General features: G+C 69.1%; 24 protein-coding genes and 1 tRNA gene. 14 read left to right on the plus strand and 11 right to left on the minus strand.

Features of this window, described 5'->3' with window-relative positions; translation table 11 throughout:
• Positions 1–224 precede the first annotated feature (224 nt).
• Entirely contained in the window at positions 225–1,127 is a 903-nt protein-coding gene (gene ubiA, locus QN245_RS02105; RefSeq protein ID WP_317844427.1) for a 4-hydroxybenzoate octaprenyltransferase, read from the minus strand.
• Positions 1,128–1,439: 312 nt separating this feature from the next.
• On the opposite strand from ubiA, the gene QN245_RS02110 reads away from it, so the two are divergent.
• From QN245_RS02110 to QN245_RS02130, 5 genes are all read left to right on the plus strand, one after another.
• A tRNA-Arg gene (locus QN245_RS02110) sits at positions 1,440–1,516 on the plus strand.
• Positions 1,517–1,894: 378 nt separating this feature from the next.
• A complete protein-coding gene (locus QN245_RS02115) occupies positions 1,895–2,728 on the plus strand; it encodes an alpha/beta fold hydrolase (protein ID WP_317844428.1) in 834 nt (277 codons plus the stop codon).
• Positions 2,729–2,752: 24 nt separating this feature from the next.
• The gene (locus QN245_RS02120) at positions 2,753–2,956 is read left to right on the plus strand and encodes a hypothetical protein (RefSeq protein ID WP_160968670.1); all 204 of its coding nucleotides are present in this window, start codon (positions 2,753–2,755) and stop codon (positions 2,954–2,956) included.
• Positions 2,957–3,127: 171 nt separating this feature from the next.
• Entirely contained in the window at positions 3,128–4,216 is a 1,089-nt protein-coding gene (locus QN245_RS02125; RefSeq protein WP_317844429.1) for a lipocalin-like domain-containing protein, read from the plus strand.
• Positions 4,217–4,274: 58 nt separating this feature from the next.
• A complete protein-coding gene (locus QN245_RS02130; protein ID WP_255421805.1) occupies positions 4,275–5,372 on the plus strand; it encodes a lipocalin-like domain-containing protein in 1,098 nt (365 codons plus the stop codon).
• Positions 5,373–5,700: 328 nt separating this feature from the next.
• On the opposite strand, the gene QN245_RS02135 is transcribed toward QN245_RS02130, so the two are convergent.
• Together QN245_RS02135 and ubiK are read right to left on the minus strand one after the other, a co-directional pair.
• A complete protein-coding gene (locus QN245_RS02135) occupies positions 5,701–7,230 on the minus strand; it encodes a YifB family Mg chelatase-like AAA ATPase (RefSeq protein ID WP_317844430.1) in 1,530 nt (509 codons plus the stop codon).
• A gap of 13 nt (positions 7,231–7,243) precedes the next feature.
• Positions 7,244–7,513, minus strand: coding sequence for a ubiquinone biosynthesis accessory factor UbiK (ubiK, locus tag QN245_RS02140; protein WP_317844431.1), 270 nt, complete (start codon positions 7,511–7,513; stop codon positions 7,244–7,246).
• Between the two features lie 176 nt (positions 7,514–7,689).
• Between ubiK and QN245_RS02145 the strand changes: the two genes are divergently transcribed.
• Positions 7,690–8,028: a P-II family nitrogen regulator gene (locus QN245_RS02145; RefSeq protein ID WP_010341856.1), complete on the plus strand. Its 339-nt coding sequence runs from the start codon at positions 7,690–7,692 to the stop codon at positions 8,026–8,028.
• Between the two features lie 500 nt (positions 8,029–8,528).
• Here QN245_RS02145 and speE read toward each other — a convergent pair whose 3' ends face one another.
• Complete coding sequence (gene speE, locus QN245_RS02155; protein WP_317844432.1) at positions 8,529–9,380, minus strand: polyamine aminopropyltransferase; 852 nt, start codon at positions 9,378–9,380, stop codon at positions 8,529–8,531.
• Between the two features lie 353 nt (positions 9,381–9,733).
• Between speE and speA the strand changes: the two genes are divergently transcribed.
• The 3 genes from speA to QN245_RS02170 all read left to right on the plus strand — a co-directional run bounded on the left by speA (position 9,734) and on the right by QN245_RS02170 (position 13,696).
• Positions 9,734–11,632 carry an arginine decarboxylase gene (gene speA, locus QN245_RS02160; RefSeq protein ID WP_317844433.1) on the plus strand — a complete coding sequence of 633 codons (1,899 nt, stop codon included), beginning with the start codon at positions 9,734–9,736 and terminating at the stop codon, positions 11,630–11,632.
• Between the two features lie 205 nt (positions 11,633–11,837).
• Complete coding sequence (locus QN245_RS02165; protein ID WP_317844434.1) at positions 11,838–12,953, plus strand: acyltransferase family protein; 1,116 nt, start codon at positions 11,838–11,840, stop codon at positions 12,951–12,953.
• Between the two features lie 92 nt (positions 12,954–13,045).
• A complete protein-coding gene (locus QN245_RS02170; protein ID WP_317844435.1) occupies positions 13,046–13,696 on the plus strand; it encodes a carboxypeptidase-like regulatory domain-containing protein in 651 nt (216 codons plus the stop codon).
• A gap of 78 nt (positions 13,697–13,774) precedes the next feature.
• On the opposite strand, the gene QN245_RS02175 is transcribed toward QN245_RS02170, so the two are convergent.
• Entirely contained in the window at positions 13,775–14,701 is a 927-nt protein-coding gene (locus tag QN245_RS02175; RefSeq protein ID WP_160968658.1) for a LysR substrate-binding domain-containing protein, read from the minus strand.
• Positions 14,702–14,801: 100 nt separating this feature from the next.
• On the opposite strand from QN245_RS02175, the gene QN245_RS02180 reads away from it, so the two are divergent.
• From QN245_RS02180 to QN245_RS02190, 3 genes are read left to right on the plus strand one after another with little or no spacing between them, the layout of a single operon-like run.
• On the plus strand, positions 14,802–15,152 hold the full coding sequence (locus tag QN245_RS02180; RefSeq protein ID WP_317844436.1) for a carboxymuconolactone decarboxylase family protein: 351 nt from the start codon (positions 14,802–14,804) through the stop codon (positions 15,150–15,152).
• Complete coding sequence (locus tag QN245_RS02185; RefSeq protein ID WP_167087927.1) at positions 15,152–15,550, plus strand: tautomerase family protein; 399 nt, start codon at positions 15,152–15,154, stop codon at positions 15,548–15,550. The genes QN245_RS02180 and QN245_RS02185 overlap by 1 nt, the downstream gene beginning before the upstream one ends.
• On the plus strand, positions 15,547–16,101 hold the full coding sequence (locus tag QN245_RS02190; protein WP_317844437.1) for a DUF4865 family protein: 555 nt from the start codon (positions 15,547–15,549) through the stop codon (positions 16,099–16,101). The genes QN245_RS02185 and QN245_RS02190 overlap by 4 nt, the downstream gene beginning before the upstream one ends.
• Before the next feature lie 18 nt (positions 16,102–16,119).
• Here QN245_RS02190 and QN245_RS02195 read toward each other — a convergent pair whose 3' ends face one another.
• The 6 genes from QN245_RS02195 to radC all read right to left on the minus strand — a co-directional run bounded on the left by QN245_RS02195 (position 16,120) and on the right by radC (position 24,343).
• Complete coding sequence (locus QN245_RS02195; RefSeq protein WP_317844438.1) at positions 16,120–17,127, minus strand: pyridoxamine 5'-phosphate oxidase family protein; 1,008 nt, start codon at positions 17,125–17,127, stop codon at positions 16,120–16,122.
• Positions 17,128–17,306: 179 nt separating this feature from the next.
• Positions 17,307–19,358: a TonB-dependent receptor gene (locus QN245_RS02200; RefSeq protein ID WP_317844439.1), complete on the minus strand. Its 2,052-nt coding sequence runs from the start codon at positions 19,356–19,358 to the stop codon at positions 17,307–17,309.
• 254 nt (positions 19,359–19,612) lie between these two features.
• Positions 19,613–20,368 carry an SDR family NAD(P)-dependent oxidoreductase gene (locus QN245_RS02205; protein ID WP_317844440.1) on the minus strand — a complete coding sequence of 252 codons (756 nt, stop codon included), beginning with the start codon at positions 20,366–20,368 and terminating at the stop codon, positions 19,613–19,615.
• 551 nt (positions 20,369–20,919) lie between these two features.
• On the minus strand, positions 20,920–21,762 hold the full coding sequence (locus tag QN245_RS02210; RefSeq protein WP_317844441.1) for an SPOR domain-containing protein: 843 nt from the start codon (positions 21,760–21,762) through the stop codon (positions 20,920–20,922).
• A 15-nt stretch (positions 21,763–21,777) separates the two neighbouring features.
• Entirely contained in the window at positions 21,778–23,466 is a 1,689-nt protein-coding gene (argS, locus tag QN245_RS02215; RefSeq protein ID WP_317844442.1) for an arginine--tRNA ligase, read from the minus strand.
• A 202-nt stretch (positions 23,467–23,668) separates the two neighbouring features.
• On the minus strand, positions 23,669–24,343 hold the full coding sequence (gene radC, locus QN245_RS02220; RefSeq protein WP_160968640.1) for a RadC family protein: 675 nt from the start codon (positions 24,341–24,343) through the stop codon (positions 23,669–23,671).
• A 96-nt stretch (positions 24,344–24,439) separates the two neighbouring features.
• Between radC and coaBC the strand changes: the two genes are divergently transcribed.
• Positions 24,440–25,717: a bifunctional phosphopantothenoylcysteine decarboxylase/phosphopantothenate--cysteine ligase CoaBC gene (gene coaBC / locus QN245_RS02225; RefSeq protein ID WP_317844443.1), complete on the plus strand. Its 1,278-nt coding sequence runs from the start codon at positions 24,440–24,442 to the stop codon at positions 25,715–25,717.
• Positions 25,714–26,184 carry a dUTP diphosphatase gene (gene dut, locus QN245_RS02230; protein WP_017907877.1) on the plus strand — a complete coding sequence of 157 codons (471 nt, stop codon included), beginning with the start codon at positions 25,714–25,716 and terminating at the stop codon, positions 26,182–26,184. Before coaBC ends, dut begins: the two co-directional genes overlap by 4 nt.
• The last annotated feature ends 9 nt before the right edge of the window (positions 26,185–26,193 follow it).

Genomic DNA, 26,193 nt, shown 5'->3' on the forward strand with positions numbered 1-26,193 from the left:
TGCCGCGTCGTTCTCCGGTCCTGCGTGGGGCGAACCGCTGGCGTGGCTGGAGATGGGCGCTGCCTGGGCGTCACGATGTCGGCATTGCGCGTCGGGGCGAGCCAGCGTTTTGCGAGGCCGCGGCCGGCACGGCGCATCGCTGCTGACTCGCGACGGCCTGGCGCGAGAGTCGGCCCGTGCAGGGTCGAGTTTCAGAGCGCGCTGCGCGTGGGCGACGACAGGCCCTAGGCCGCGCGCAACGCCAGCGCCGCGGCGATGCCGGCGAAGATCGCCAGGCCGACCCAGTTGTTGTGCAGGAAGGCGCGGAAGCACGCCGCGCGTTCGCGGTGCCGGGCCATGCGGAACTCGGCGGCCACCAGCAGTGCCGCCACGCCCAGGCCGGCCCAGTACCACACGCCCAGGGTGGCGCGGTGGCCGACGAAGGCGAGCGCGACGAACATCAGCGCGTACAGCACGCCCTGGATGACCAGGTCCAGTTCGCCGAACAGGATGGCGGTGGACTTGGAGCCGGCGCGCAGGTCGTCCTCGCGATCGACCATCGCATACCAGGTGTCGTACGCGGTGGCCCACAGGATATTGACCGCGTACAGCAGCCAGCCCAGCGCCGGCACTTCGCCGCGGATCGCCGCGAACGCCATCGGGATGCCCCAGCCGAAGGCCATGCCCAGGTAGACCTGCGGCAGGTAGGTGTAGCGCTTCAGGTAGGGATAGCTGGCGGCCAGGAACAGCCCGACCACGCTCAGGCCGATGGTCAGCGCGTTCATCGTCAGCACCAGCGCGAACGCCACCAGCATCAGCACCGCGAACACCGCCAGCGCCTCGCGGCCGCTGACGGCGCCGGTGGCCAGCGGCCGGCTGCGGGTGCGCTCGACCTGCGGGTCCAGCCAGCGGTCGGCGTAGTCGTTGATCACGCAGCCGGCCGAGCGGGTCAGCCACACCCCGGCGGTGAACACGCACAGGGTCCACAGCGGCGGCACCCCATCGGCGGCCAGCCACAGCGCCCACCAGGTCGGCCACAGCAGCAGCAGCACGCCGATCGGCCGGTCGCCGCGCAGCAGCTTCCAGTACTGGCCCAGGCGCGCGCGCGGCGGCAGCGCGGCAGGCGTTTCGTAGCGTTCGTAACCCATCGCGCAAGGGTAGCAGCCGTGCCGTGTGGGCGGGCAGCACGCGATGATGCTGCGGTGGCGTGCGCTGCCGCGCCTGGGGCTGGCGATGGTGGGGCCGAGTGGGCGCCGGGCTGGCGTCCGCCGTTGCGCCGATCATGCAGGCAGACGACGCTGCGCGCGCTTTCAGCGCCGAGGGCCTGGTCGCCAGGCTTGGCGCGATGCCAGGCGCAGCGGGGTGCGGCGAGCTCAGCGGCCGGTCCGGGAAGGCGCATCGCTGGCCAGGGCGCGTGGGGGAGACGCGGCCCGCGAATGTCGTTAGAATGCGCGTCCGTTGCGCCCGTAGCTCAGCCGGATAGAGTAGTGGCTTCCGAAGCCATTGGTCGGGGGTTCGAATCCCTCCGGGCGCGCCAACTCAGTACCGCACTGCATGCCCTGCTCGCATGGCGGTTTCCGGCGACCGATCGCCGACGCCGCGTGTCTTCCCCGCTGGCCGCGATGACTGCCTCGACCCAGAAGCGCCGGAACTGGCATTGCCCGGCTGGCAGGTCGCGAGCGGAGGGCGCCGCACCGGGTTCCACCGAGCATCGGCCTGACGATCCGGTTGCTGGGCCGACAGGCGGGCCAGCGTCGCCACGCCTGCGTCTGCAACACCGCTATCGTATGCGCATGCCTGCACCCATCTTGTTGCTTCCCGTGTCCGCGCGTGTTGCCCGATATCGCAGCACGGACGCCGACACTGACGGCTTTCGCCCGCGCGCCAGGTCTGTTCCGTCGAGAAGCGCAGGGGCATGACCAGTCCGCGGACGCCCTTGCCCAAGCCTGCGGTGCGCCGGCTCGGCGCGGATGATGCGCTGGCCTATCTGCGGGTGGGCGAGGGCGCGCCGGTATTGCTGGTGCACGGGGCGCTGTGCGACTACCGCTACTGGTCGCCGCAACTGCGCGGCCTGGCCGATCGCTTCCAGCTCAGCGCACTGAGCCTGGGCCAGTACTACCCGCGGCTGCCCTCGGCGTCGCGACATGCGTTCGGCTGGCGCTGGCATGCGCAGCAGCTCGCCGCCTTCATCGCCGAGGAAGCGCGACCGGTGCATCTGGTCGGCCATTCTCGCGGCGCCGCCGTGGCCTGGCAGGCGGCGCTGCTGCGGCCGGATGCCATCGCGAGCCTGACCCTGTTCGATCCCGGCGGCCCGCAGCCGCAGGGCCTGCCAGCCGAGGTGCAGGCGGTCCGCGCGAAGGCGATCGCGCTGCTGCAGAGCGGCCAGGTCGAGGCGGGCCTGGAATGCTTCGTCGATTCGGTCAGCCAGCCCGGCGCCTGGGCGCGCAGCAGCGCGAGTTTCCGGCAGATGGTGCGCGACAACGCGCAGACCCTGGTGCCGCAGATCGGCGATGCACTCCCGGCGTACCGGCCCGAGCAGGCCGCCACCCTGGCGATGCCGGTGTTGCTGGTCGCCGGCGAACGTAGCCCGGCCCAGTACCGCGACAACGCCGCCGCGCTGGCGGCCTGGCTGCCGCAGGCGCGCCATGAGGTGCTGGCCGGGGCGTCGCACGGCATGACCTTCACCCATGCGCGCCGTTGCAACGCGTTGATCGCCGATGCGGTGGCCGCGGCCGATCGGATGCTTTGAGCCTCTGCTCACGAATACCGCGGCGTGGAACAACTTGCGCTGGACGATTATTTAGACAGGAAGCGTGACCGGCGGATTTTTATGCGCGGCAGGTCCGTTCTTATTGCGAGCGAAGAGTATGGGCAATCTTTTTGCGAGTTGCGCATTGCCTCGGTGCGCCTGTCAGAAACTGGTTATAAATCGGACGATCGCGAGCATCGATTGAAGCGTCGCGCACTGTCACGATGAGACGTCCGTTACAGGATCGAAGTATTTAAAGATGAAGCATTGACAGCCGAAAAGGCGGGAATAGATGTTCGTCGAACACGATATCGCTGCACTGCACAAGGCGACGTCGTGTTCCACGCATTTCATCAGCTGCAGTTGCTACTTACTCAATACCAGTCAGGGGATTCCGTCATGAAAATGATTCGGATGCACGGGCTCGTGCATGCTTTCGCGATCGCCGCTCTCGCGTTTTCTGCGACAGTGCTTGCGCCGGTGGCGGCAGCGCAGGCGATCGGGACATTTCCACCCATCGAAACAAGTATCTCGCTCCCGCACGACGAAGCTTCCCATCGCCAGCCCGCCGAATGGTGGTATATGACCGGTTTCCTGGACGGGACCGATCCTTCTGGGGGAAAACACTCATACGCGTACGAATTGGTGGTATTCCAGATTGTCGGCGTCGCCAATACCCCGCCGATCTACGATGCGCATTTCGCGATCTCGGATCTGGACCGCGGCGACTTTCGCTTCAAGAAGCAGGTAGTGACCGGGCCATTCACCACCTCGACCGATCGTTTCGATCTGGATGTGGCCGGCTTCCAGATGGGCGGTTCGATGGGGAGTTACTATGCCAAGGCCGCGCCTGTGGACATGGATTACGCCATCGATCTCGGCACGCAGGCGCTGCAGAAACCCACGTTGAACGGCACCAATGGCGTGGAAACCTACGGTGAATTCATCTCGCCGTATTACTCCTTCAACGTTAATGCAACCAGCGGCACGGTGTGGGATCACGGCGTGCCGGTCAAGGTCACCGGAACCTCCTGGTACGACCACGAGTGGGCCAACGGTATTCCCGGCGATGCCAAAAGCGGATGGACCTGGTTCGGCGTGTCGCTGGACGACAACAGCCAATACAACATCAGTTTCTTCATCAAGGGCGACGGCACGGTCGATCAGGCGCTCGCCGTCAAGACCGCCGACGGGCACTACACGCCGCTCGATCCCAGTGCGCTCAAGCTCCAACGGATCGGCAGCTGGACGAGTCCCAATACCGGCTACACCTATCCGGCGCAATGGAAGGTCACCTTGCCGGACGGCGCCATCACCATCACGCCGATGCTGCAGGACGCCGAGCTGTATGCGCCGGCCACGCAGAAGTTCTATTTCGAGGGTCCGGCCAAGGTGGTCGGCACCGTGGCGGGGAAATCGATCACCGGCAAGGCGTTCGCCGAAATGAATCCGTGGGGCGTGGAATGGGGTGCGCGCGTCCTGCCTTGAAGTCGTCCAATCGCATCCAGCCAGCATGACATCCGTCATCACTTTTCAGGGGATCACAATGCGTCTATCCACCAGAACGTTCAGCCGCTTCCGCGGCTGGCTCGCCGCTGCCATGGTCATCGCGTGCGGCTTCTCGTCCGCACCCGCGGCCGCGCAGGTGTTCGAAGAGCCTGCACCGATACAATTGCCGCGCGACGAAGGTCCGCACCACAGCCAGTTGGAATGGTGGTATTTCGTCGGCCACCTGTATGGCGTGGACCCGAGCGGTGCCAAGCGCGAGTTCGGTTACGAAGTCACCGTGTTCCAGTTGTGGCCGATCGGCTCCGGACCTGCCACCTACTCCTGGCACTTCGCGGTGACCGACGTCAACAACAAGCTGCACAAGGTGGAAGAGCGCGTCGTCACCGAGCAGATTCCCGATCGGAAGGGATCGTTCGATTTCACCAACAAGGACTGGTCGATCAGCGGTTCGCAGCAGAATTACACGATCAAGGGCGCCCTCGGCGATGGACGCTTCGCCATCGACCTCAAGACCAGCAGCGACTTGCCGTTCGTGCTGCATAACGGCAATGGCGTGGTGGACTACCGGCCCATCGCCAAGACCTCCGCCTACTACTCGTCCACGGCGCTGGATACCGAAGGCACGGTCTACGACAACGGCGTGCCGATCAAGATCATCGGCACGTCGTGGCAGGATCGCCAGTGGTTCGTGAAGGGCATGGCGTCGGACGAAAACGGCTCGTTCTTCGGCGGCGGCTGGAACTGGTTCGCCATCCAGATGGATAACGACACCCAGTACATGCTGTATTACCTGCAGGATCCCAACACCGGCGCCATCACCAACAAGTTCGGCACGCGCGTGTCCAAGGGCGTGGCGACCCCGGTGTCCGGCGACCAGATGGACCTGCAGCGGCTGGCGACCTGGACGAGTCCGAACTCCGGCTACACCTACGAGTCGAAGTGGAACGTGATCCTGCCGGAAGGCAACCTGCTCATCACGCCGCTGGTCGACGACCAGGAGATGCTCTGGACCGGGCACCGCACGTATTGGGAAGGCGCGTCGCAAGTGGTCGGCACCCTCAACGGCGCCGCCGTGACCGGCCGCAGCTACGTCGAAGTCAATCCGTGGCGGCAGCCCTACACCTCGCTGCCCTGATCGACCCGACGCATTGCCGTGGTTGTGTTCCAGGCGGAGAAATCCGCCTGGAACATCTGTATCTGAGGGGGCTGTGGCCCTCAGTAGCCGTGGCATCGTGCCGAGCGGCGATGGCCGGCGCTCAGTGGACCGATTGCGCGACCGCCAGTCCTGAACGATGCGGCGGAAGCAAGTGTAAAAAAGCGTCCCAGGCGATCGACATCCGGGCGCGCATGCGCGATGCCGCCGATCACCTGTCCGCAAGGCGTGCCCACGCCAGGTCGTGCGGCGAATTGGGCAGACATCCGCCGTACCCAGCCGGCAGCGATGCAACCGTGTCCCGGATGCCTTACGCGCTGCGGGCCACCGGCGCCTGTGCGGGCTCGCCCCGGTCCAACTGCCGGTAAGCGATGGCCTCGGTCAGGTGCGCGGTGGCGATGCGCTCGCTTGCGTCCAGGTCGGCGATGGTGCGGGCTACGCGCAGGATCCGATGCAACGAACGCGCCGACAGCCGCAGACGTTCGATGGCCTGTTCCAGCAGCGCCTCGTCGCGTGGCTGCAGGCGGCAGTCGCGCAGGGTTTCGCTGTGGCCGAGCTGGCCGTTGGGCCGGCCGGCACGCGCCTGCTGGCGTTGCCGGGCCAGCTCCACGCGCTCGCGCACGACGGCGCTGGCTTCGCCGGGCGTCGCATCGGCGCGCAGCGCCTGTGGCGGGAGTCGTGGCACTTCCACGTGCAGGTCGATGCGGTCCAGCAGCGGGCCGGAGATGCGCGCGCGGTAGCGCCGCACCGCGTCCTCGCTGCAGCGGCAGCGGCCGCTGGGGTCGCCGGCCCAGCCGCAGGGGCAGGGATTCATCGCCGCCACCAACTGGAAGCGCGCGGGAAACTCGGCGGTGCGCGCCGCGCGCGACACGGTCACCTGGCCCGACTCCAGCGGCTCGCGCAGCACTTCCAGCGCATGCCGGTTCCACTCCGGCAGTTCGTCCAGGAACAACACGCCGTGGTGCGCCAGCGAGATCTCGCCCGGACGCGGATGGGTGCCGCCGCCGACCAGCGACACCGCACTGGCGGTGTGGTGCGGTGCGCGGTACGGGCGTTGCCGCCAGCGCGACGGATCCACGCCGCGGCCGCTGACCGAGGCGATGGCCGCGCTCTCCAGCGCCTCGGCCTCGCTGGCCTCGGGCAGGATCCCGGGCAGGCGCGAGGCCAGCAGGGTCTTGCCGCAGCCCGGGCTGCCGATCAGCAGCAGGTGGTGATGCCCGGCCGCGGCGATCTCCAGGGCGCGCCGCGCCTGCGCCTGGCCGCGCACGTCGCTCAGGTCGGGAAAGGGTGCGGCGACCGCGGGCGGCGCCGTTGCGGCGGGCAGGGTCTTGCTGCCGTTGAGCAGCGCGCAGACCTCCAGCAGGGTGCGCGCGGTGAAGGCCTGCACGTGTTGCGCCAGTGCGGCCTCGGCGCCGTTGTCGGCCGGGACGATCAGGGTGCGGCCGGCCTGGGCGGCGGCCAGCGCGGCCGGCAGGACACCGTCGACCGGGCGCAGTTCGCCGGTCAGGGCCAGTTCGCCGAGGAATTCGTACTGGCCGAGCACCTGCGGGTCGAGCTGGCCAGCGGCGGCGAGGATGCCCAGCGCGATCGGCAGGTCGAAGCGGCCGCCCTCCTTGGGCAGGTCGGCCGGGGCCAGGTTGACGGTGATCCGACGTGCGGGGAATTCGTACTGCGCGCAGAGCAGGGCGGCGCGCACGCGATCGCGCGACTCGCGCACCGCCGCCTCGGGCAGGCCGACGATCTGCGTGGCCGGCAGGCCGCCGGACAGATGGACTTCGACCCGAACCGGAGGCGCTAGCACCCCCGCGCGGGCACGGCTGTGCACCAGCGCCAGGCTCATGGTGGCGGGTGGATCAGGCGTTGGCGCTGGGCGTCTGGCCGCTGCGCGCCGCTTCCAGCGCGGCGACGCTGCGCTCCAGCGCTTCGAGCTTCTCGCGCGTGCGCAGCAGCACTGCGCGCTGCACTTCGAACTCCTCGCGGGTGACCAGGTCGAGCTTGCCCAGCCCGGCCTGCAGCGCGCTCTTGAAGGTGCTCTGCAGTTCGTCGCGGGATTGGCGCAGGCCCGGCGGCACCAGGTCGCTGAGGCGGCGGGCGAGGTCGTCGAGATGGTTGAGGTCGATCATGGCTGTGCTCCGGCAGGTGGCGTCAGAGTGCGGCACCGGAAAGGTCGGGACCATCGGGATCGGACGCGGCGCGCTGTCGGAAAATTCCGGCGTTGGGGGCGCGCGATCATTGAACCCGACGGCCGCCGATCGCGCAACCGCGCTATCCTGAGGCCATTGTGATTGGAGAACGCCGCATGAAGATGATCATGGCCGTGATCAAGCCGTTCAAGCTCGACGACGTGCGCGAAGCGCTCGCCGCGCAGGGCGTGGCCGGCATCACTGTCACCGAGGTCAAGGGCTTCGGCCGGCAGAAGGGCCACACCGAGCTGTACCGCGGCGCCGAGTACGTGGTCGATTTCCTGCCGAAGGTGAAGCTGGAAGTGGCGGTCAGCGAAGACCAGGTCGAGCGCGTGGTCGAGGCCATCGTCAAGGCCGCCGCCACCGGCAAGATCGGCGACGGCAAGGTGTTCGTCTACGACCTGGGCACCGTGGTGCGGATCCGCACCGGCGAACTGGATGCCGACGCGCTGTAGTGCGCTATGCGGTTCTTCGATCCGGCGCCCCCGCGCGTCGGCGCTGACATGTTCGTGTTCCGTCCGTGTGGGAATCAACTGTCATGCCGCCGCGACACGCGAGGTGGCGCGCTTTCCGATGGCGTAATGCGTCGTGACTGAAGTCCCCCCCGCAGCGCACCCGGCGAGTTCGCCGCAAGCCCTGCGGGAGTCGACTGTGATGCAACCGCGCCAAGCGAAGCCGAAAGCCGACTGGCACTCTCCGTCGTCGGGACTGAAGTCCCTCCTACAGTGCAGTCTTCCGACAAGGCTGGTGCCGCACCTGTGGGAGTCAGCTGTCGCACCCCTGCGATGCCAGGAGGAGCGTACGGGGCGTGATCGCGTGCGATGGCATTGAGCCAGCGCAGGAACGTGTGCATGCAGGCCACGATGGCGACTTTGGCTGGTTTGCCGGCCGCGCGGCGGGTCGGCAGCGGTATCGGCGCACGCCCGAATGCGCGCGCCGATGCCGGCGGCGGCGATCAGCCGCCCAGCGCCTCGGCCACGAACGGCGGCAGCACCTGGGTGCCGGTGTGCAGGTGCGCGCTGTAGTAGCGGGTGGCGAACGGCTTGGCCGCGGCGTCGTTCTGGCGGAAGTCGAAACCGCCCTGCTTGCGCGCCATGGTCACGCTCCACCAGCCGGTCGGGTAGCACGGCTGCGGGAACGGCACGGTGTGGAAGCTGGCGAAGCCGACCTTGCCCATCTCCGCGCGCATTTCCTTGATCAGGTCCAGCAGCGCCAGTGGCGATTCGGACTGCTGCACCAGGATGCCGTCGTCCTTCAGCGCCTTGAAGCAGCTCTCGTAGAAGGCCTTGTTGAACAGGCCTTCGGCCGGGCCGACCGGGTCGGTGGAGTCGACGATGACGATGTCCACGCTGCCGGCCGGGCAGTTGGCCATGTAGGCCACGCCGTCGTCGAACAGCAACTCGGCGCGCGGGTCGCCGTTGGATTCGCACAGCTCCGGGAAGTACTTCTCGGCCATGCGCGTGACCTGCTCGTCGATGTCGCACTGGGTGGCGCTTTCCACGCCCGGGTGCTTGAGCACTTCGCGCAGGGTGCCGCAGTCGCCGCCGCCGATGATCACCACGCGCTTGGGCGCGGCGTGGGTGAACAGCGCCGGGTGGCTGATCATCTCGTGGTAGAAGAAGTTGTCGCGCGTGGTCAGCATCACCGCGCCGTCGATCACCATCAGCTTGCCCCAGTCGGTGGTGTCGTAGATCTCGATCTTCTGGAACGGCGACTGCACCTCGTCCAGCTTGCCGGTGATGCGGTAGCCGATGGCCGAGCCGGTGGGCTGGAAGTGTTCGATGTACCAGTTGTCGTTGACGCTCATGCAGATGTCCTAGGAAAGCAAGAAATGAAGCGGCGATTCCTTCTCCCACCGGGAGAAGGTGGCGCGAAGCGCCGGATGAGGGTCGGGCGCAGCCTCGTGCAGCCAAGCCACGCGACGCTGTTACCACACTCTCGCCGGATGAGGCTCGTGCGCAGCCTCGCGCAGCCAGGCCACGCGGGACTGTGACCGCGCCCTCTCCGGATGAGGGCGAGGCGCAGGCCACGCCAGGCGCCCGCGAACCCGGCCCGGCTCCACCAGGAGCCGAGGGCGTCGGAACGGCGCGGATTGTAACGGACCCCACGCGTAGCAGGGGTTACAATCCACGCCCTTTTTCCGTCAGCCGAGCCGCCACGATGAGCGATTGGTCCCTCGACCAAGCCCGCAAGACCTACTCGATCCCGCACTGGGCCGACGGGTACTTCGACGTGGACGCGGCCGGCCGGGTGGTGGTGCGGCCCCAGGGCGCCGACGGCGTGGCGATCGCGCTGCCGGAGGTGGTGGACGCCGCGCGCGCGGCCGGGGCCAAGCTGCCGATGCTGGTGCGCTTCCCGGACATCCTCGGCGAGCGCCTGGGCAAGCTGCAGAGCGCCTTCGCCCAGGCCCAGGCGGACTGGGACTACACCGGCGGCTACACCGCGGTGTACCCGATCAAGGTCAACCAGCATCGCGGCGTGGCCGGCACCCTGGCCAGCCACCAGGGCGAGGGCTTCGGCCTGGAGGCGGGCAGCAAGCCGGAACTGATGGCGGTGCTGGCGCTGTCGCGGCAGGGCGGGCTGATCGTGTGCAACGGCTACAAGGACCGCGAATACATCCGCCTGGCGCTGATCGGGCGCAAGCTCGGCCTGCAGACCTTCATCGTCATCGAGAAGCCGTCGGAGCTGAAGCTGGTGCTGGAGGAAGCGCGCGCGCTGGACGTGAAGCCGGGCCTGGGCGTGCGCATGCGCCTGGCCTCGCTGGGTGCCGGCAAGTGGCAGAACAGCGGCGGCGACAAGGCCAAGTTCGGGCTGTCGCCGCGGCAGGTGCTGGACCTGTGGAAGACCCTGCGCGACACCGAGTACGCCGAGTACGCCGACGCGCTGAACCTGCTGCACTTCCACATGGGCTCGCAGATCTCCAACGTGCGCGACATCGCCAACGGCATGCGCGAGGCCACCCGCTATTTCGTCGAACTGTCCAAGCTGGGCGCCAAGATCAGCCACGTCGACGTCGGCGGCGGCCTGGGCATCGATTACGAAGGCACCCGCTCGCGCAGCTACTGCTCGATCAACTACGGCCTGCACTCCTACGCCAGCAACATCGTGCAGCCGCTGGCCAGCGCCTGTGAGGAGCACGGCCTGGCGCCGCCGCGCATCGTCACCGAGTGCGGGCGCGCGATGACCGCGCACCATGCGGTGCTGATCGCCAATGTGTCGGAGGTGGAGCAGGCGCCGGAAGGCCGCGTGCCGGACGCGCACGACGACGAGCCGGCGGCGATCCGTCACCTGCGCGAGATCCATGCCGAGTTGGACCAGCGCCCGGCGGTGGAACTGTTCCAGGAGGCGCAGCATTTCCACGCCGAAGGCCTCAGCGGCTACGCCCTGGGCCAGATCGACCTGACCCATCGCGCGCGCATCGACGACCTGTTCTATGCCATCGCCCACGGCGTGCGCGCGCGGCTGAGCCACGAGGAAAAGAGCCACCGCCCGGTGCTGGACGAGCTCAACGAGCGCCTGGTCGACAAGTACTTCGTCAACTTCAGCGTGTTCGAATCGATTCCCGACGTATGGGCGATCGACCAGGTGTTCCCGATCGTGCCGATCGAGCGCCTGAACGAGGCACCGGCGCGGCGCGGCGTGGTCTGCGACATGACCTGCGATTCCGACGGCATGGTCAAGACCTACGTCGAGAACGAAAGCCTGGACAGCTCGCTGCCGTTGCACGCGCTGCGCCCGGGCGAGAGCTACCGCATCGGCTTCTTCCTGGTCGGCGCGTATCAGGAGATCCTCGGCGACATCCACAACCTGTTCGGCGACACCGATGCGGTGGAAGTGGCGGTGGAGGGCGACGGCTACCGTATCGCCCAGCAGCGCCGCGGCGACACCACCGACGTGATGCTGGACTATGTCGGCTACCGCCTGGACGACCTGCGCGCCGCCTACGCCGAACGCGTGGCCGCCGCGCAGCTGCCGGCCGCGCAGGCGACGGAACTGGCCGACGCGCTCGAGGCCGGTCTGACCGGCTACACCTACCTGTCGGACGAACCGCTGGGCTGACAGCGCGATCCGCTCAAGCCCCTCTCCCCCCGGGAGAGGGGTTGGGGTGAGGGTACGTCCGCGCACGCGAGCATGGGGTTGGTCGCATAGCGCAGCGGCTGCGTTTCTAGGCGCGATGCGATCGTGCGGACGCCCGTGGACGGCCGCGGCCGCAACCGCCAACGCAGCCAGTAAGCTGCGCGCTCCCCACCGCCGCCTTCCTACGATGCGCTATCCCGGTCTCGACCTGCTGCGCGCCATCGCCATCGTCTGGGTGATGCTGTTCCATTCCTTCGTGGTCGGTGGGCTGGGGCCGGACTGGCAGTGGCTGTCGCGCTACGGCTGGATGGGCGTGGACCTGTTCTTCGTGCTCAGCGGCTTTTTGATCGGCGGCCAGGTGCTGGCGCCGCTGGCCCGTGGCGAGCGGCTGCACTACGGCCAGTTCTACCGCCGCCGGGCCTACCGCATCCTGCCGGCGTACGCGGTGGTGCTGGCGCTGTACCTGGCCTGGCCCGGTTTCCGCGAAGCGCCCGGGATCGCGCCGTGGTGGCTGTTCGCCAGTTTCACCCTCAACCTGGGCATCGACTACGCCAACCAGCAGGCGTTCTCGCATGCCTGGTCGCTGTGCGTGGAAGAGCATTTCTACCTGGTGTTCCCGCTGCTGGCGGCGTGGATGCTGCGGCGGCCGTCGGCGCCGCGTTTCGTGGCGCTGTGCGTGGTCGTGGTGCTGGCCGGCGTCGCCCTGCGCAGCGCCATCTGGCTGCACGACAGCGCGCTGGATCGCATCGGCGCCGGACTGCAGCGCAACTGGTTCATCGAGGATCTCTACTACCCCACCTGGAACCGCCTGGACGGCCTGCTGGCCGGCGTGGCGCTGGCGGTGCTGAAGACCTTCCGGCCGCAACACTGGCAACGGCTGCAGCGCCACGCCAACGCCCTGGCGCTTGCCGGCATCGTGGTCTGCGCGCTGGCGATGTGGCTGTCCCGCGACCGCACCGGCCTGCTCGGCAACGCGATCGGCTGGCCGGTGCTGTCGTTGGGGCTGGCGCTGCTGGTCGGCGCCGGCGCCTCCACGCAGGGATGGCTGGGGCGTTGTCGGGTGCCGGGTGCGGCCTGGCTGGCCGCGGTGTCCTACAGCCTGTACCTGAGCCACAAGGCCGCGTTCCATCTGACCCAGGCGTGGTTCGGTGCGCAACTGGACGGGCGTGGGCCGCTCGCCTTCGCTGCCTATGCCGGCGTGGCGCTGCTGTTCGCGGCCGTCCTGCACTACGCAGTGGAGCAGCCGTTCCTGCGCCTGCGCGAGCGGCGCAGCGCGCCGGTCGCGGCGGCGGCGCGTGGCTGAACGCACGGTGGCCGACCCGTGCGGCACACCCCTGTAGCGCCGCGGTGGATCGTGCTAGCGTGCGCGCCTTCATGGACGAATAGGGGAATGCAATGCCGACGATCACACGCCGTGGCTGGGTCCTGCTGCTTAGCTGCGGACTGGCCGCCGCCGGCCAGAGCGCCGCACAGGTGCGCACGTCGCCAACCGTGGACAGCACGCCGAAGATCCGCCAGACCTCGCCCAGCCTGCCGTTCGACAAGGCGGCAGCCGAGGCCGCGCTGGCCAAGGGCCATGCGACCATCACCGGCGTGGCCTGTGCCTATCACGACAAAGGCATGTATCTGGCCGACAACCGCAAGGTCATGCTGTTCCCGGCAACCCCGTACTTCGAACAATGGGTCGCCCTGCGCAAGAAGTCGGACCGCAGCAAGGAAGCGGTGACCATGTCCGATCAGGCCTACAACACCCGGGTGGAAACCCAGACCGACGGCAAGGGCGCGTTCCAGTTCACCGACATGCTGCCAGGCCGTTACATCCTGGCCATGCAGTTCGAGTTCAACCAGGCCAAGTCGCGCGATGTGTATGTGGGCAGCAGCTACGGCGATGCCGCCCAGGTGGACCATTACGAGCGCCAGGACTACACGGTTGCGCGCAACGACGAGATGTTCAGGGACGTGGAAATCAAGAGCGACGACAGCGTCGTCAAGACCTCGATCAGCAGCGGCGGCGGACTGATCGGCAAGATGTTGCCCTGCAAGTAATCCCGGTACTGCTGCAGGCGCTGCCGTTGGGTGTGGCGCGCGGTGGCAGGTCGCGCGCCACACCATCGGCGCGGCGTGTCATGCCGCCGTCGCTCGCCCATCCCCGACCAGCGCCGCATGCGCCGCCTGCAGGCGCTGTTGCAGGATCTCCGCCAGCCGCGCCACCGCCGGTGGCGGCACGGCGACCGCGCGATGCAGGCCCAGCCCCAGCGCCGGCAGCGTCGGCAGGCCGCCGGCGCCGGGCGGGAGCAGGGCCAGTCCGGCCGGCACCCCGGCCGGCGTGCGCAGGGTGATGCCCAATCCGGCGCGCACCGCGGCCCACACGCCGCCGAGGCTGGCGCTGGTGAAGGCGATGCGCCACGGGATGCCGGCACGGTCCAGTGCGGTGGTCGCGGCCGTGCGCAGCAGGCAGGGTGCTTCCAGCATCACCAGCGGCAGCGGCGCTTCACCGCTCCAGCTGGCGGTCGCGGGCAGGCTGCTGCGCTCGGCGGCGGCGATCCAGCGCAACGGCCACGCGGCTTGCGCTTGCCGATGCGCCGAGGCCGCGCCGGACTCCCAGGCCAGCGCCAGATCCAGTTGTCCGGCCTCCACCCGCGCCAGCAGTTCCTGGTGGCGGGCGATGCGTGCTTCGATCCGCACCTGCGGGTGGGCACGGGCGAAGCGCCCGAGCACGTCCGGCAGCATGTGCTCGCCGAAATCCTCCTGCAGGCCCAACCGCACCCAGCCTTGCAGCGCCGTGTCCTGCAGCGCCACGACCGCTTCGTCGTTGAGCTCGAGCAGCCGCCGCGCGTAACCCAGCAGCGCTTCGCCGGCCTCGGTCAGGGCCAGGCCGCGGCCCTGGCGACGCAGCACCGGTTGCCCGGCCTGCTCCTCCAGCTTCTTCAGCTGCGCGCTGATCGCCGAGGTGGAGCGCCCGCGGCGGTCGGCCGCCCTCGCGAAGCTGCCCAGTTCCACGCCGGCGACGAAGCTGCGCAGTGCATCGAGGTCGAAAGTCACGGGGCGCATCGGTCGATCCTGTTTTTCCGAATGGTCGGTTCGATATTTTCCGATTTTTCGGAAGGTCTTGCGCGACTAGGCTGTGCCCGTTCCCACTGCGAGACCTCCGATGTCCGACCCTGTTACGCCGTTTCCTTCCCCGCAGGCCGCGTTCGGCGACATCGCGCCGGCCTTCGCCCGCCTCACCGACGAGGTGTTGTTCGCCGAGATGTGGCAGCGCCCCGGGCTGTCGCCACGCGAACGCAGCCTGGTCACCGTGGCGGCGCTGGTGGCGCTGTCCCGCCTGGAGCAGTTGCCGCTGCACCTGGCCCGCGCGCTGGACAACGGCCTGGACCGCGACACCCTGGCCGAAGCCATCACCCACCTGGCGTTCTACGCCGGTTGGCCGTGCGCGGCGTCCGCACTGCCGTTGCTGCGCACAGCCGCGGCGGCGGCGCCGGCCATGACGGAGACGCGCTGATGCCGTACGCCCGCATCTCGCTGCTGCGCGGCCACGCGCCCGCCTACCTGCGCGCGCTGTCGGCCAGCCTCTACCAGGCCATGCACGAGGCCTTCGAGGTGCCCGCCGGCGACTGCTTCCAGGTCATCCATCAGCACGACCCGGACGAACTGGTGTTCGACCGCCATTACCTGGGCGGGCCGCGCTCGGATGGCTTCGTGCTGATCGCCATCACCGCCGGCCGCGAACGCAGCGCCGCCTGCAAGCAGGCGTTCTACCGGCGCCTGGTCGAGTTGCTGGCGATCGCGCCGGGGATCGCGCCGGAGGACGTGATGGTCAACATCGTCACCACCGCGGCGCAGGACTGGTCCTTCGGCGGCGGCCGCGCCGGCATCACGGCCAGCGGAGCGCCGGCATGATCGCCATGCAGTACAGCATCGCGTTGCCGGCGGACTACGACATGGCCATCATCCGCCGCCGCATCGCCGACAAGGGGCCGCTGCTCGACACGCTGCCGGGGCTGCAGTTCAAGGCCTACCTGGTCGCCGATCGCACCGATCCGCTCCTGCCCGGCCGGCAGAACCTGTATGCGCCGTTCTACCTGTGGCGCGATGCCGCGGCGATGCATGCCTTCCTCGCCGGGCCCGCGTTCGCCGCGCTGTGCGACGCCTTCGGCCGCCCGGCGGTGCAGACGTGGATGGTCGGCACGGCATGGTCGTCCGCGGCGCTGCGCACGGCGCGCTACGCCACGCGCGTGCTTCAGGCAGCTTCGCCTGCCTTGGGGAACGACCCCGCCGACGCGCACGCGCCCGACGAACGCGTGCTGGCCACGGTGAGCGGTTATGAACCGCAGGGATGGACACTCCTGCATTTCCGCCTGTGGCGCGAACTGCCGCCGGCAGACGACGAGGCACAGCGCTATGCCGTGCATCACCTCAGCGCACCCGGCGCGATCGGCGCAGCCGGGTGAGCCAGCTGGGTCGCACGCTCAGTACATGTTCTTCTTGTAATCGGCCTGCAGCCCCGTGCGGACCACGCCGGGCACCGAGACCGCCGCGCGCATCAGCGCGGCCTGGGCACCACGCGCGCCGCTGAGCCTGACGTGGTCGCGGAAGATCGCCGGCGGATCCAGGTCGTGTGCGATGGCGGCGGGCGGCCAACGGTCGAAGCGACCCAGCGCCGGGCTGTGCGTGTCTTCGAGGAGCGCCGGCAGCACCCGTACCGCCAGATGCGGAACGCGTCCATCGACGGCGAGCGCGTTGCGGATCGCCTCATCGGTGCTGGGGCGGGCGAGACCTTCGATGCGCACGCAGCGCGCGCTGCCGGGGCGTAGCGCCAGCAGCGCGATTTGCGGCCGCGCCAGCAGGTTGCCGAGGCTGTCGACGCGGCGGTTGCCCGGCCGGTCGGCAAACCACCAGGCGTCGCGGTGGGCTTGCAGCAAGGCCCCGGCGCGATCGCCGCGCGGACTGACATCGACGCGGCCCTCGGCATCGGCAGTTGCCAGGATCAGCAGCCGGCAGCTGGCGAGCAATCCCTCCGGCGTTTCCGCCGGCGTGGCGCCGGTCTGCGCCTCGGCGTGCCACCAGTCGGCGCGGAGCAGGGCCTTGGCGCAGTGCAGATAGCATTCCTCGACCGCGACGAACACGCGCGTGCCGTCGTCGCCGGCGATGCGGCCATTGATCCGCAGGGTCTCGCCCAGGCCGGGCACCAGGAACAGCGAGCCGAAGCCGGCGCCGACATGCGCGTGGGCCGCATCCAGCGCCTGCAGCGGGATCGACAGCAAATGCGGAGTGTCGCCGCGCGCGAAGCCTGGCGCGCCGCTGCCCGCGCTCAGCGCCAGGCGCTGGCTGGCGACGCCGGCGAACAGCAAGGGACTGGCGGCCAGCCAACGCAACGCGTGCGCGTCCAGGTGGTCGATCACCTTCAGGTCGCGCGGACCGGGCAGGCGGCCCACGCAGTCCTGCAGCTGCGCCGCGTCGGTGACGAAGTCGGTCATCGTGGCGTCTCCCGCAAAGGGAAGGCGACGTGGTCGAGCAAAGAGGGAGAGAGCATCGCAAGGCACTCCTGTGAACGAGGGAGGCTTGCGCAAAGGCTGGCGACGCCTGGAACCGTACCACACACGCGGCGGACGCCGCTTCGGACGACTGCGCGGCCCGCCTTGGCCGCATGACGCCGTTACAACCGCAGTTCGAACCCGAGATAGGCCGAACGCCCGGGTGCTGGCGAGAACATCGGCTGGTCGTTGCCGCCCCAGAAGAAGTTGTCGTACCAGACGTAGGCGTAGCGGCTGTCGGTGAGGTTCTTCACCTGCAGGTCGAGGCTGGTGCGCGGGCCGAGCTGGTAGCGCACGCTGGCGTCGACCACGCGGAAGCCGCCGTACTTGCCCTGCGCATTACGCTCGTCGATGTAGTAGTCGCCCTGTGCGCGCGCCTGCAGCCCGAACTTCCAGCGTGCGTTGGGCCGGTAGTCGACGCCGGCGTTGCTGATGTAGCGCGGTGTGGAGAACACCTCGCGTCCGCGCAGCGGTTCGCCGGTCGCGGTGAAGGCGCTGACCACCTTGGCTTCCTGGATCGCGTGCGACAGCCACAGCGTCCAGCGCTCGCCCAGTTGCGAGCTCAGTTGCAGGTCCACGCCTTGCCGGCGGGTCTGGCCAAGCCCGACCGTGGTGCCGGTGCTGGGCATGTTGGCCACCTCGTCGGTGGCATCCTGACGCCAGACCGCCACGCGCGCCTCGGTGCCGGCGACCGGCTGCAGCTTCAGGCCCAGCTCCTTGCCGGTATTGATCGAGGGCCGGAATGCGCTTTGCCCGGGCGTCAGGTAGGCCGGGGCGGTGGAGCCGGTGAGGATCTGGAAGGTGCGGCCCCAGTTGGCATACACACTCAGTTGCGGGGTCAGCGCATAGATCACGCTGAGCTTGGGCTGGTCGATCCAGCCATAGCGCTGCAGTGGCGCATGGATACCGCCGGGCAGCGCGGTGTCGCCGGAGAAGCGGTCGACGCGGTACGCGGGGACGATCTTCAGCGCATCGCTCGGTTGGATCACCGCCTGCAGGTACAGACCGAGATTGTCCAGGCTGTAGCGGTCGTCGTTCTGCACGCGTGCCGGGGCGCGATCGAAATCGGTCGGCACGCTGTACGCGTAGCGCGCGCGTCGGTAGCGGTTGTCCTGGTGCTCGGCGTTGAGGCCTGCTTCCACGCTCAGCAGGTCGCTGGCCTGCCAGGTGACGGTGCTGAGCAGCCCGGTCTGGGTTTCGTCCCACTGCCGGCGCTGGCGCGGTGCGTTGCCCAGCGGGTAGCTGGTGAAGGTGACCCGGCGGTCGTCCTGGTAGCGGTTGAGGTACAGCGTGTTGCGCAGCTGCAGGCCGTCGCCGAGCCTGAAGTCGGCGTGCACGCTGGCCTGGCGCATGTCGCGGTCGTCGCCGTCGTTGGCGTTCTTCGGCGGCGACTGTTCGCGGTCCTGGGCCAGTTCGGTGGCAGTGAGGAAGCCCGGTTCGTCGGCCTCGTGGTGGTAGACGCGGGTGATCAGGCCGATGCGTGCGGCATCGTCCTCCTCGCCGTAGAACCACTTGCCGCCGAGGGTGTACTTGCGCGAGCTGTCGTGCGCACGATAGCCGTGCGCGGCCTGCACGCCGACGAAGTAGTTCTGCGCAAGGCCATCGGCCTCATGGCCGGCGGCATACTGCAGTTCGCGCGTGGCGAAGCTGCCGCCACTCAGCCGCAGGTCCTGGTAGTTGCCGCCCTGGCGGGTGGCGATGTTGAAATTGCCGCCGATGTTGTGCAGGCCGTAGCGCGGGTCGTTGGTGCCGCGCACCACTTCGATGTAGGCGATCTCCAGCGGGAAGATCATGTCGATGAAGCGCTGGTTGCCGCTGTTGACGTTGCTCGGCACGCCGTCGATCAGCACCTTGATGCCGTTGAGGTAGCCCTCGCCGTTGAAGGCGCGGAAGGTGACCTTGCCGGACTCGGCGCCCTGCCGGGTTTCGGTGAGTTGCATGCCGGGCATCTGCCCGAGCAGCTCCCAGCTGTTCATGACGTTCTTGTCGCCGATCTGCTCGCTGCCGAGCACGTCGACCGAGCTGAGGATGTTGCGCGTGGACAGCGAAGCGGCGCTATGGCGCCGCGCTTCCACGGTGCCGAGGGTGGTGGTGGTGTCGGTGGTCGTCTGCGCGGCGCCGTCGCCGGCCGCGAGTCCAGCCAGCACGGCGAGGGCACGGGAATCGATCTTCATGGTGTCTGCGAAAGAAAGTGGAGTGGAAGCTGGCGGCAGCGGCGCGGCTGCAGGCGAGCGGGTGGTGCACGGTCCGATCCACGAACGCGACTCCACAAAAGTGATGTTATATCATTTCGTTAAGGGTTGTCGGAATCGCCGTGTGGCGATGCCACAAGTGCTGCCTTCGCCATGCAGGCTGCCGAGGGCCTTCGCCACGATGGCGGGAGAAGTTGGAGGTGTCGTGGGGCCGCGCGTGGCGGCCCCGCGGCCGTTCAGGCCGGTTGCCGTGCGACCTGGAAGCCGGCGAAGGACTGCGTCACCGGCATGATTTCCAGCCGATTGATGTTCAGATGCGGCGGCAGCGTCGCCACCCAGAAGATCTGTTCGGCGATGTCCTCGGCGGTCATCGGCTGCGCGCCCTGGTAGAGCGTGTCCGAGGCCTTCTGGTCGCCATGGGTACGGACCAGGGTGAACTCGGTCTCGGCCATGCCCGGTTCGATCGCGGTCACGCGCACGCCGGTGCCGTGCAGGTCCGAGCGCAGGCCCAGCGAGAACTGGCTGACGAAGGCCTTGGTGCCGCCGTAGGTGTTGCCGCCGGGGTAGGGGTACAGCGCGGCGACGGAACTGATGTTGATGATCGCGCCGCGGCGCTGGATCAGCATCGGCAGCAGGCGATGGGTCAGCGTCACCAGCGCGGTGATGTTGGTGTCGATCATCGTGCGCCAGTCGTCCAGTTGCGCGGCCTGCGCCGGCGCGGTGCCCTGCGCCAGGCCGGCGTTGTTGACCAGCAGGTCGATGCCGCGAAAGGCTTCGGGCAGTGCCGCCAGCATCGCGTCCAGGGCGTCGGCATCGCGGATGTCGAAGGCGGCGATGTGCACGCGCTCGGCGCCGAAGGCGTCCAGCAGCGGCTGCAGGCGCTCGGCGCGGCGGCCGGTGGCGATCACGCGCCAGCCGGCATCGACGAAGCGGCGCACGGCGGCAGCGCCGAAACCGGAGGTGGCGCCGGTGATCAGGGCAGTCTGAGTCATGGTGGGGCCGGGAATGGGGAGTGGGGAATCGGGAATGGTAAAAGCAAAACGCGGTCGCGGGCGTCGACGGCGGCGTATGCCTGCGAGGGAAGTCAGCTTGGATGATTGATTGCGGCCAGTTCCAGCGCGACAGCTGCAGATCCCAAGCGCCGTGATGCGCCTTACTTGTCGCAGGGAACGGGGCAGCGCTCGCTTCCCCTCTTCCCCTATTGCTTCCGGCCTTACTGCGCCTGGCCCGCAGTCGCCAGCAGGTCCCTGCCATCGAACGACAGCGTCATCACAGGACCGGCACGGCCCAATATCAGTGGTGACGACGCATGCACCGCAAAGGTGAAAGCGGCACGGAAACCGCTCCTCCCATTCCCGAATCCCGATTCCCCAATCCCGGCTTCACTGCGCCTTACCCGCAGTCGCCAGCAGGCCGCTGCCATCGAACGACAGCGTCATCTCAGGACCGGCGCGGCCCAATATCGGTGATGACGACGCACGCACGCGAAGGTGAGAGCGGCACGGAACCCGCTCCTCCCATTCCCGACTCCCGAATCCCGGCCTCACTGCGCCTTGATCGCGATCGCCGACAGCCCGCTGCCGTTCAACTTCTGCTTGGCCTCGGCCAGTTCGCTGGCGGTGCCGTAGGGTCCCATGCGCACGCGGTAGACGGTCTTGCCGCTGATCTGCGCCGATTCCACGCGTGCCGACAGGCCCAGCATCGCCAGCTTGGCCTTGGTCGACTCGGCGTCGCCGGAGGCGCCGAACGAGCCGGCCTGCAGGATGTAGCGTGCGTTGTCGGGCGCCGCGGCCGCGGTTGCGGCCGCCGCCGCTGGGGCGGTGGTCGTGGCCGGCGTTGCGGTGGCGGTCGCCGGCTTGGCGGCGGCGGGGGCGGCGCTGGCGGTCGCAGTCGGCGTCTCCGGCAGCGGGGTCGGATTGGCCGCCGTCGCGGTGGGCGCCGTGGCGACCGCAGCCGGAGTGGTGCCCGGCGCGGCCGTGCCGGCGGCAGCCTGTGCCTTGGCCTTGCGAATCGCCTCGGCGCGCGCGCTGGCAGCCAGTTCGGCGTCGGACATCTGCACTTCCTTGCCGGGCAGCAGGGTGTAGAAGTCGTACTGGGTCTGCGCGTCCTTCTTCGCCTCCGGCTTGGTGCTGCCGGCCGCGTTGGCGGCGGGCTTGGGCAGATCCGGGGCCGCATCGACATCGGCATCGGCCACCGGCGCCGGTTGCGCATCCGGATTGGCGCGCGGGCCGCCCACGCGCAGGAAGTCGCCATCCTTCTTGAACAGGCCCGGCGCGCCGAGGAACACCACCGCGGCGATCGCCGCGCCGGCGATCAGCCACACCCATCCGGGCGTGCCGTTGCCGGTGTTGCGCCGGGCCTGTGTCTTACCGCGTCGTGCTGCCATTTACCGCTTCTCCACTCACATTTTTTCCGGGGCCGAGACGCCCAGGAGATTCAGACCGTTCGCCAGTACTTGCTGCGCCGCCACCGCCAGGGTCAGCTTGGCGTTGCGTTCGCCAGCGTCGTCCACCAGCACCGGGGTGCCGTGGTACCAGGTGTGGAAGGCCGTGGCCAGTTCGCGCAGGTATTGCGCGATCAGATGCGGCTCCAGCGCATGCCCCGCATTCTCCACCACTTCCGGGTAGCGCGAGAGTTCCTGCATCAGTTCCAGCGAGGTCGCGTCGTTCAGCCGGTTCAGTTGCGCCTGGCCGTCGGCCTGGTCGTAGTCCAGCTTCTTCTCCTGCGCCTGGCGCAGCAGGCTGCACACCCGGGCATGCGCGTACTGCACGTAGAACACCGGGTTGTCGTTGCTCTGCTGGCGCGCCAGGTCGATGTCGAAGGTGAGCTGCGAATCGGGCTTGCGCGCGATCAGGAACCAGCGCGTGGCGTCGCGGCCGGCTTCCTCGATCAGGTCGCGCAGGGTCAGGTAGCTGCCGGCACGCTTGGACAGCTTCACTTCCTCGCCGCCGCGCATCACCGTGACCATCTGGTGCAGCACGTATTCCGGCCAGCCCTTGGGGATGCCCAGGTCCATCGCCTGCAGGCCGGCGCGCACCCGCGCCAGCGAGCCATGGTGGTCGGCGCCCAGCTCGGTGATGGCGCGCACGTAGCCGCGCTGCCACTTGCTCAGGTGGTAGGCCACGTCCGGCACGAAGTAGGTGTAGCTGCCGTCGGACTTGCGCATCACGCGGTCCTTGTCGTCGCCGAAATCGGTGGATTTCAGCCACAGCGCGCCGCCGTCCTCGTAGGTGTGGCCGGAGGTGATCAGCTTCTGCACCGCCTCCTCGACCTTGCCGTCGCGGTACAGCGAGCTTTCCAGGAAGTAGATGTCGAAATCCACCCCGAACGCGGCCAGGTCGTGGTTCTGCTCGTTGCGCAGATAGGCCACGGCGAAGCGGCGGATCGCATCGAGGTCCTGCGGATCCTTGGCGCCGGTGACCACGTGGCCTTCCAGGTCCACAGCGGCGCCGGCCATGTAGGCGTCGGCCACGTCCTGGATGTAGTCGCCGCGGTAGCCTTCCTCCGGCCAGTCGGGGCTGTCCGGGGTCTTGCCCAGGGCGCGCGCCTGCACCGAGCGCGCCAGGTTCTCGATCTGGTTGCCGCCGTCGTTGTAGTAGAACTCGCGCTTGGCGTTCCAGCCGTTGGCCTCGAGCAGACGCGCCAGGCAGTCGCCGATGGCCGCGGCGCGGCCGTGGCCGACGTGCAGCGGCCCGGTCGGGTTGGCCGAGACGTACTCCACGCCCACGGTGCGGCCGTTGCCGACCAGGCTGCGGCCGTAGTCCTCGCCCTGCTTGAGCACCGACAGCACCTCGCGCTGGTAGGCGCCGGGACCGAGGTGGAAATTGATGAAGCCGGGGCCGGCGATCTCGACCTTGCTCACGTCGTCGTTGGCCGGCAGCGCGTCCACCAACTGCTGGGCGAGGGCGCGCGGATTGGTGCGCGCGGCCTTGGCCAGCAGCATCGCCGCATTGGTGGCGAAGTCGCCGTGCTCGCGGGTCTTGGGCCGCTCGACCACGAAGTCCGGCGGCAGGGTGTCGGCCGGCAGGGTGCCATTGGCGCGCAAGGCTTCGATGCCTTGACCGATCAGGGCGCGGAGTTGGGATTTCACGAGATCTCTGCTTGAAGCGCGGAACCGGCGATTTTACCCGACCCGCCGCCTCCCGGCCCGCCCCGGGTTCAGCCCGACCTCAGCCGTGACGCGGCGCCCGGCGCGCATCGGCGCCTGGACCGGTCGCCTGCCTTGCGGAATCCCGGCTGGCTGCGCCGGGACGGGCGCCACGCCAGCACGGTTCGCCCCGCATCGCGGCGGCTCAGGCCCAGCCGCGCGACGCCATCGAGACCGGCACGCCGTCGCCGACGATGAAGTGGTCGAGCAGGCGCACGTCGATCAGGTCCAGCGCCTGCTTCAGCCGCTCGGTGACGGCGCGGTCGGCGGGGGAGGGCTCCGGGTTTCCGGACGGGTGGTTGTGGCCGATGATCACCGCGGCGGCATTGAGCGTGAGCGCGCGCCGGACCACCTCGCGCGGGTGCACCTCGGCGCCGTCCAGGGTGCCCTGGAACAGTTCCTCGAAGGCCAGCCAGCGGTGCCGGGTGTCCAGGAACAGCGCGGCGAACACCTCGTACGGCCGCGACCGCAGGCGCTGCGCGAAGTAGCGGCCGGCGCTGACCGGGTTGCTGAGGGTGTCGCCGCGCTGCAGTTCCGCGGCCAGGTGGCGCTGGCCCAGTTCCAGCGCCGCCGACAGCTGGCAGGCGCGCGCCGGCCCCAGCCCGGGCAGGCGCACCAGGTCGCCGGGTGTTCGGTCCAGCAGCGTGCGCAGCGGCCCATGCCGCTGCAGCAGGTCGCGCGAGGTGCGCACCGCGTCGCTGCCGGGCAGGCCGGAGCCGAGAAAGATCGCCAGCAGTTCGGCGTCGGAAAGGGCCCGGGGACCGCGTGCCAGCAGCTTTTCCCGGGGACGTTCTTCGCAGGGCCAGTCGGAGATGTGCATATCGCCAGGGTGCCGGCCGACATGGCGCAACGGTATCAGGCCGCCAAAAACCATCGGGTAAGCTAATCGTCCTTGTATGGGTAGGACATTCCCGACGTGACCCCGATTTTGGAAAGGCCCCTGCAGGGGCGACGTGTGCTGTTGTGCGTCGGCGGGGGAATCGCCGCCTACAAGGCGCTGGAACTGGTGCGGCGCCTGCGCGACGCCGGCGCGGAGGTGCAGGTGGCGATGACCGCCGGCGCGCAGCAGTTCGTCACCCCACTGAGCTTCCAGGCGCTGTCCGGCCATCTCACCCGCACCACGCTGTGGGACAGCGGCGCCGAGCAGGCGATGGGCCACCTGGAACTGGCGCGCTGGGCCGAGCACGTGGTGGTGGCGCCGGCCACCGCCGACCTGCTGGCGCGCCTGGCGCACGGGCTGGCCGACGACCTGGTGGGCACGCTGTGCCTGGCCAGCACCGCGCCGTTGACGGTGTGCCCGGCAATGAACCACCGCATGTGGCTGCACCCGGCCACCCAGGCCAACGTCGCCACCCTGCGCCAGCGCGGCGCACAGGTGGTCGGCCCGAACGATGGCCCGCTGGCCGAAGGCGAGTCCGGCCCGGGCCGCCTGGCCGAACCCGAGCAGATCGTTGCCGCGCTGGCGGGGCATACGGACCAGAGCGCCGTGTCGGCCGCCCCGGCCGCGGCCGCCGTCCCGTCGCGTTCCGGCACTGCCACTGGCACGAGCGCCCTGCGCGGCCTGCGCATGGTGATCAGCGCCGGCCCCACCTACGAAGACCTGGATCCGGTGCGCTACCTGGGCAACCGCAGCAGCGGCAAGATGGGCTACGCGCTGGCCGCGGCCGCCGCCCGGCTGGGGGCCGAGGTGGTGCTGGTCAGCGGTCCGGTGCATTTGCCTACGCCCGCCGGCGTGCAGCGCATCGACGTGCGCTCGGCCGCGCAGATGCGCGAGGCGGTGCTCGGCGCGCTGCCGGCGGACATCTACATCGGCACCGCCGCGGTCGCCGATTACACGCCCAAGCAGGTGGCGGTGCAGAAGATCAAGAAGAGCGGCGAGACCCTGACCCTGGAACTGACCCGTACCCCGGACATCCTGGCCGAGGTCGCCGCGCAGACCCAGGCGCTGAAGCTGGTGGTCGGCTTCGCCGCCGAGACCCACGACATCGAGCGCTACGCCCGTGGCAAACTCGCCGACAAGCACCTGGACCTGATCGTGGCCAACCGGGTGGGGGTGGCCGGCAACGGCTTCGAGAGCGACCAGAACGCGGCCACCGCCTATTGGCAGGATGGCGAACGCGACTTCCCGGCGGTCTCCAAGACGCAGCTGGCCGAACAATTGCTGGACCTGATCGCGCAGAGGCTGCACGCATGAGCACTCCCACGCCCTATCCACTGCAGGTGAAGCTGCTGGATCCGCGCTTCGGCGACAGCTGGCCGCTGCCCGACTACGCCACCGAAGCCAGCGCCGGGCTCGACCTGCGTGCGGCCACCGAGGCGCCGCTGACCCTGGCGCCGGGCGACACCGCGCTGATCCCCAGCGGACTGTCCATCTACATCGCCGATCCGCAGCTGTGCGCGGTGGTGCTGCCGCGCTCGGGCCTGGGCCACCGCCACGGCATCGTGCTCGGCAACGGCACCGGCCTGATCGACGCCGACTACCAGGGGCCGCTGCTGATCAGCGTCTGGAACCGCGGCCGCGAGGACTTCACCATCGCCCCCGGCGACCGCATCGCGCAACTGGTGGTGATGCCGGTCGTGCGCGTCGCCCTGCAGGTGGTGGATACTTTCGCCGACAGCGCCAGGGGAACGGGTGGATTCGGCCATACCGGAGTGCGCTGACAGGGGATC

The organism is Xanthomonas rydalmerensis (assembly GCF_033170385.1).
Classification (GTDB): Bacteria; Pseudomonadota; Gammaproteobacteria; order Xanthomonadales; family Xanthomonadaceae; genus Xanthomonas_A; species Xanthomonas_A rydalmerensis.

Coding starts and splice junctions, on each gene's coding strand:
- ubiA (WP_317844427.1), bottom strand. CDS start 1,127: ATGGGTTACGAACGCTACGAAACGCCTGCCGCGCTGCCGCCGCGCGCG.
- QN245_RS02115 (WP_317844428.1), top strand. CDS start 1,895: ATGACCAGTCCGCGGACGCCCTTGCCCAAGCCTGCGGTGCGCCGGCTC.
- QN245_RS02125 (WP_317844429.1), top strand. CDS start 3,128: ATGAAAATGATTCGGATGCACGGGCTCGTGCATGCTTTCGCGATCGCC.
- QN245_RS02130 (WP_255421805.1), top strand. CDS start 4,275: ATGCGTCTATCCACCAGAACGTTCAGCCGCTTCCGCGGCTGGCTCGCC.
- QN245_RS02135 (WP_317844430.1), bottom strand. CDS start 7,230: ATGAGCCTGGCGCTGGTGCACAGCCGTGCCCGCGCGGGGGTGCTAGCG.
- ubiK (WP_317844431.1), bottom strand. CDS start 7,513: ATGATCGACCTCAACCATCTCGACGACCTCGCCCGCCGCCTCAGCGAC.
- QN245_RS02145 (WP_010341856.1), top strand. CDS start 7,690: ATGAAGATGATCATGGCCGTGATCAAGCCGTTCAAGCTCGACGACGTG.
- speE (WP_317844432.1), bottom strand. CDS start 9,380: ATGAGCGTCAACGACAACTGGTACATCGAACACTTCCAGCCCACCGGC.
- speA (WP_317844433.1), top strand. CDS start 9,734: ATGAGCGATTGGTCCCTCGACCAAGCCCGCAAGACCTACTCGATCCCG.
- QN245_RS02165 (WP_317844434.1), top strand. CDS start 11,838: ATGCGCTATCCCGGTCTCGACCTGCTGCGCGCCATCGCCATCGTCTGG.
- QN245_RS02170 (WP_317844435.1), top strand. CDS start 13,046: ATGCCGACGATCACACGCCGTGGCTGGGTCCTGCTGCTTAGCTGCGGA.
- QN245_RS02175 (WP_160968658.1), bottom strand. CDS start 14,701: ATGCGCCCCGTGACTTTCGACCTCGATGCACTGCGCAGCTTCGTCGCC.
- QN245_RS02180 (WP_317844436.1), top strand. CDS start 14,802: ATGTCCGACCCTGTTACGCCGTTTCCTTCCCCGCAGGCCGCGTTCGGC.
- QN245_RS02185 (WP_167087927.1), top strand. CDS start 15,152: ATGCCGTACGCCCGCATCTCGCTGCTGCGCGGCCACGCGCCCGCCTAC.
- QN245_RS02190 (WP_317844437.1), top strand. CDS start 15,547: ATGATCGCCATGCAGTACAGCATCGCGTTGCCGGCGGACTACGACATG.
- QN245_RS02195 (WP_317844438.1), bottom strand. CDS start 17,127: ATGACCGACTTCGTCACCGACGCGGCGCAGCTGCAGGACTGCGTGGGC.
- QN245_RS02200 (WP_317844439.1), bottom strand. CDS start 19,358: ATGAAGATCGATTCCCGTGCCCTCGCCGTGCTGGCTGGACTCGCGGCC.
- QN245_RS02205 (WP_317844440.1), bottom strand. CDS start 20,368: ATGACTCAGACTGCCCTGATCACCGGCGCCACCTCCGGTTTCGGCGCT.
- QN245_RS02210 (WP_317844441.1), bottom strand. CDS start 21,762: ATGGCAGCACGACGCGGTAAGACACAGGCCCGGCGCAACACCGGCAAC.
- radC (WP_160968640.1), bottom strand. CDS start 24,343: ATGCACATCTCCGACTGGCCCTGCGAAGAACGTCCCCGGGAAAAGCTG.
- dut (WP_017907877.1), top strand. CDS start 25,714: ATGAGCACTCCCACGCCCTATCCACTGCAGGTGAAGCTGCTGGATCCG.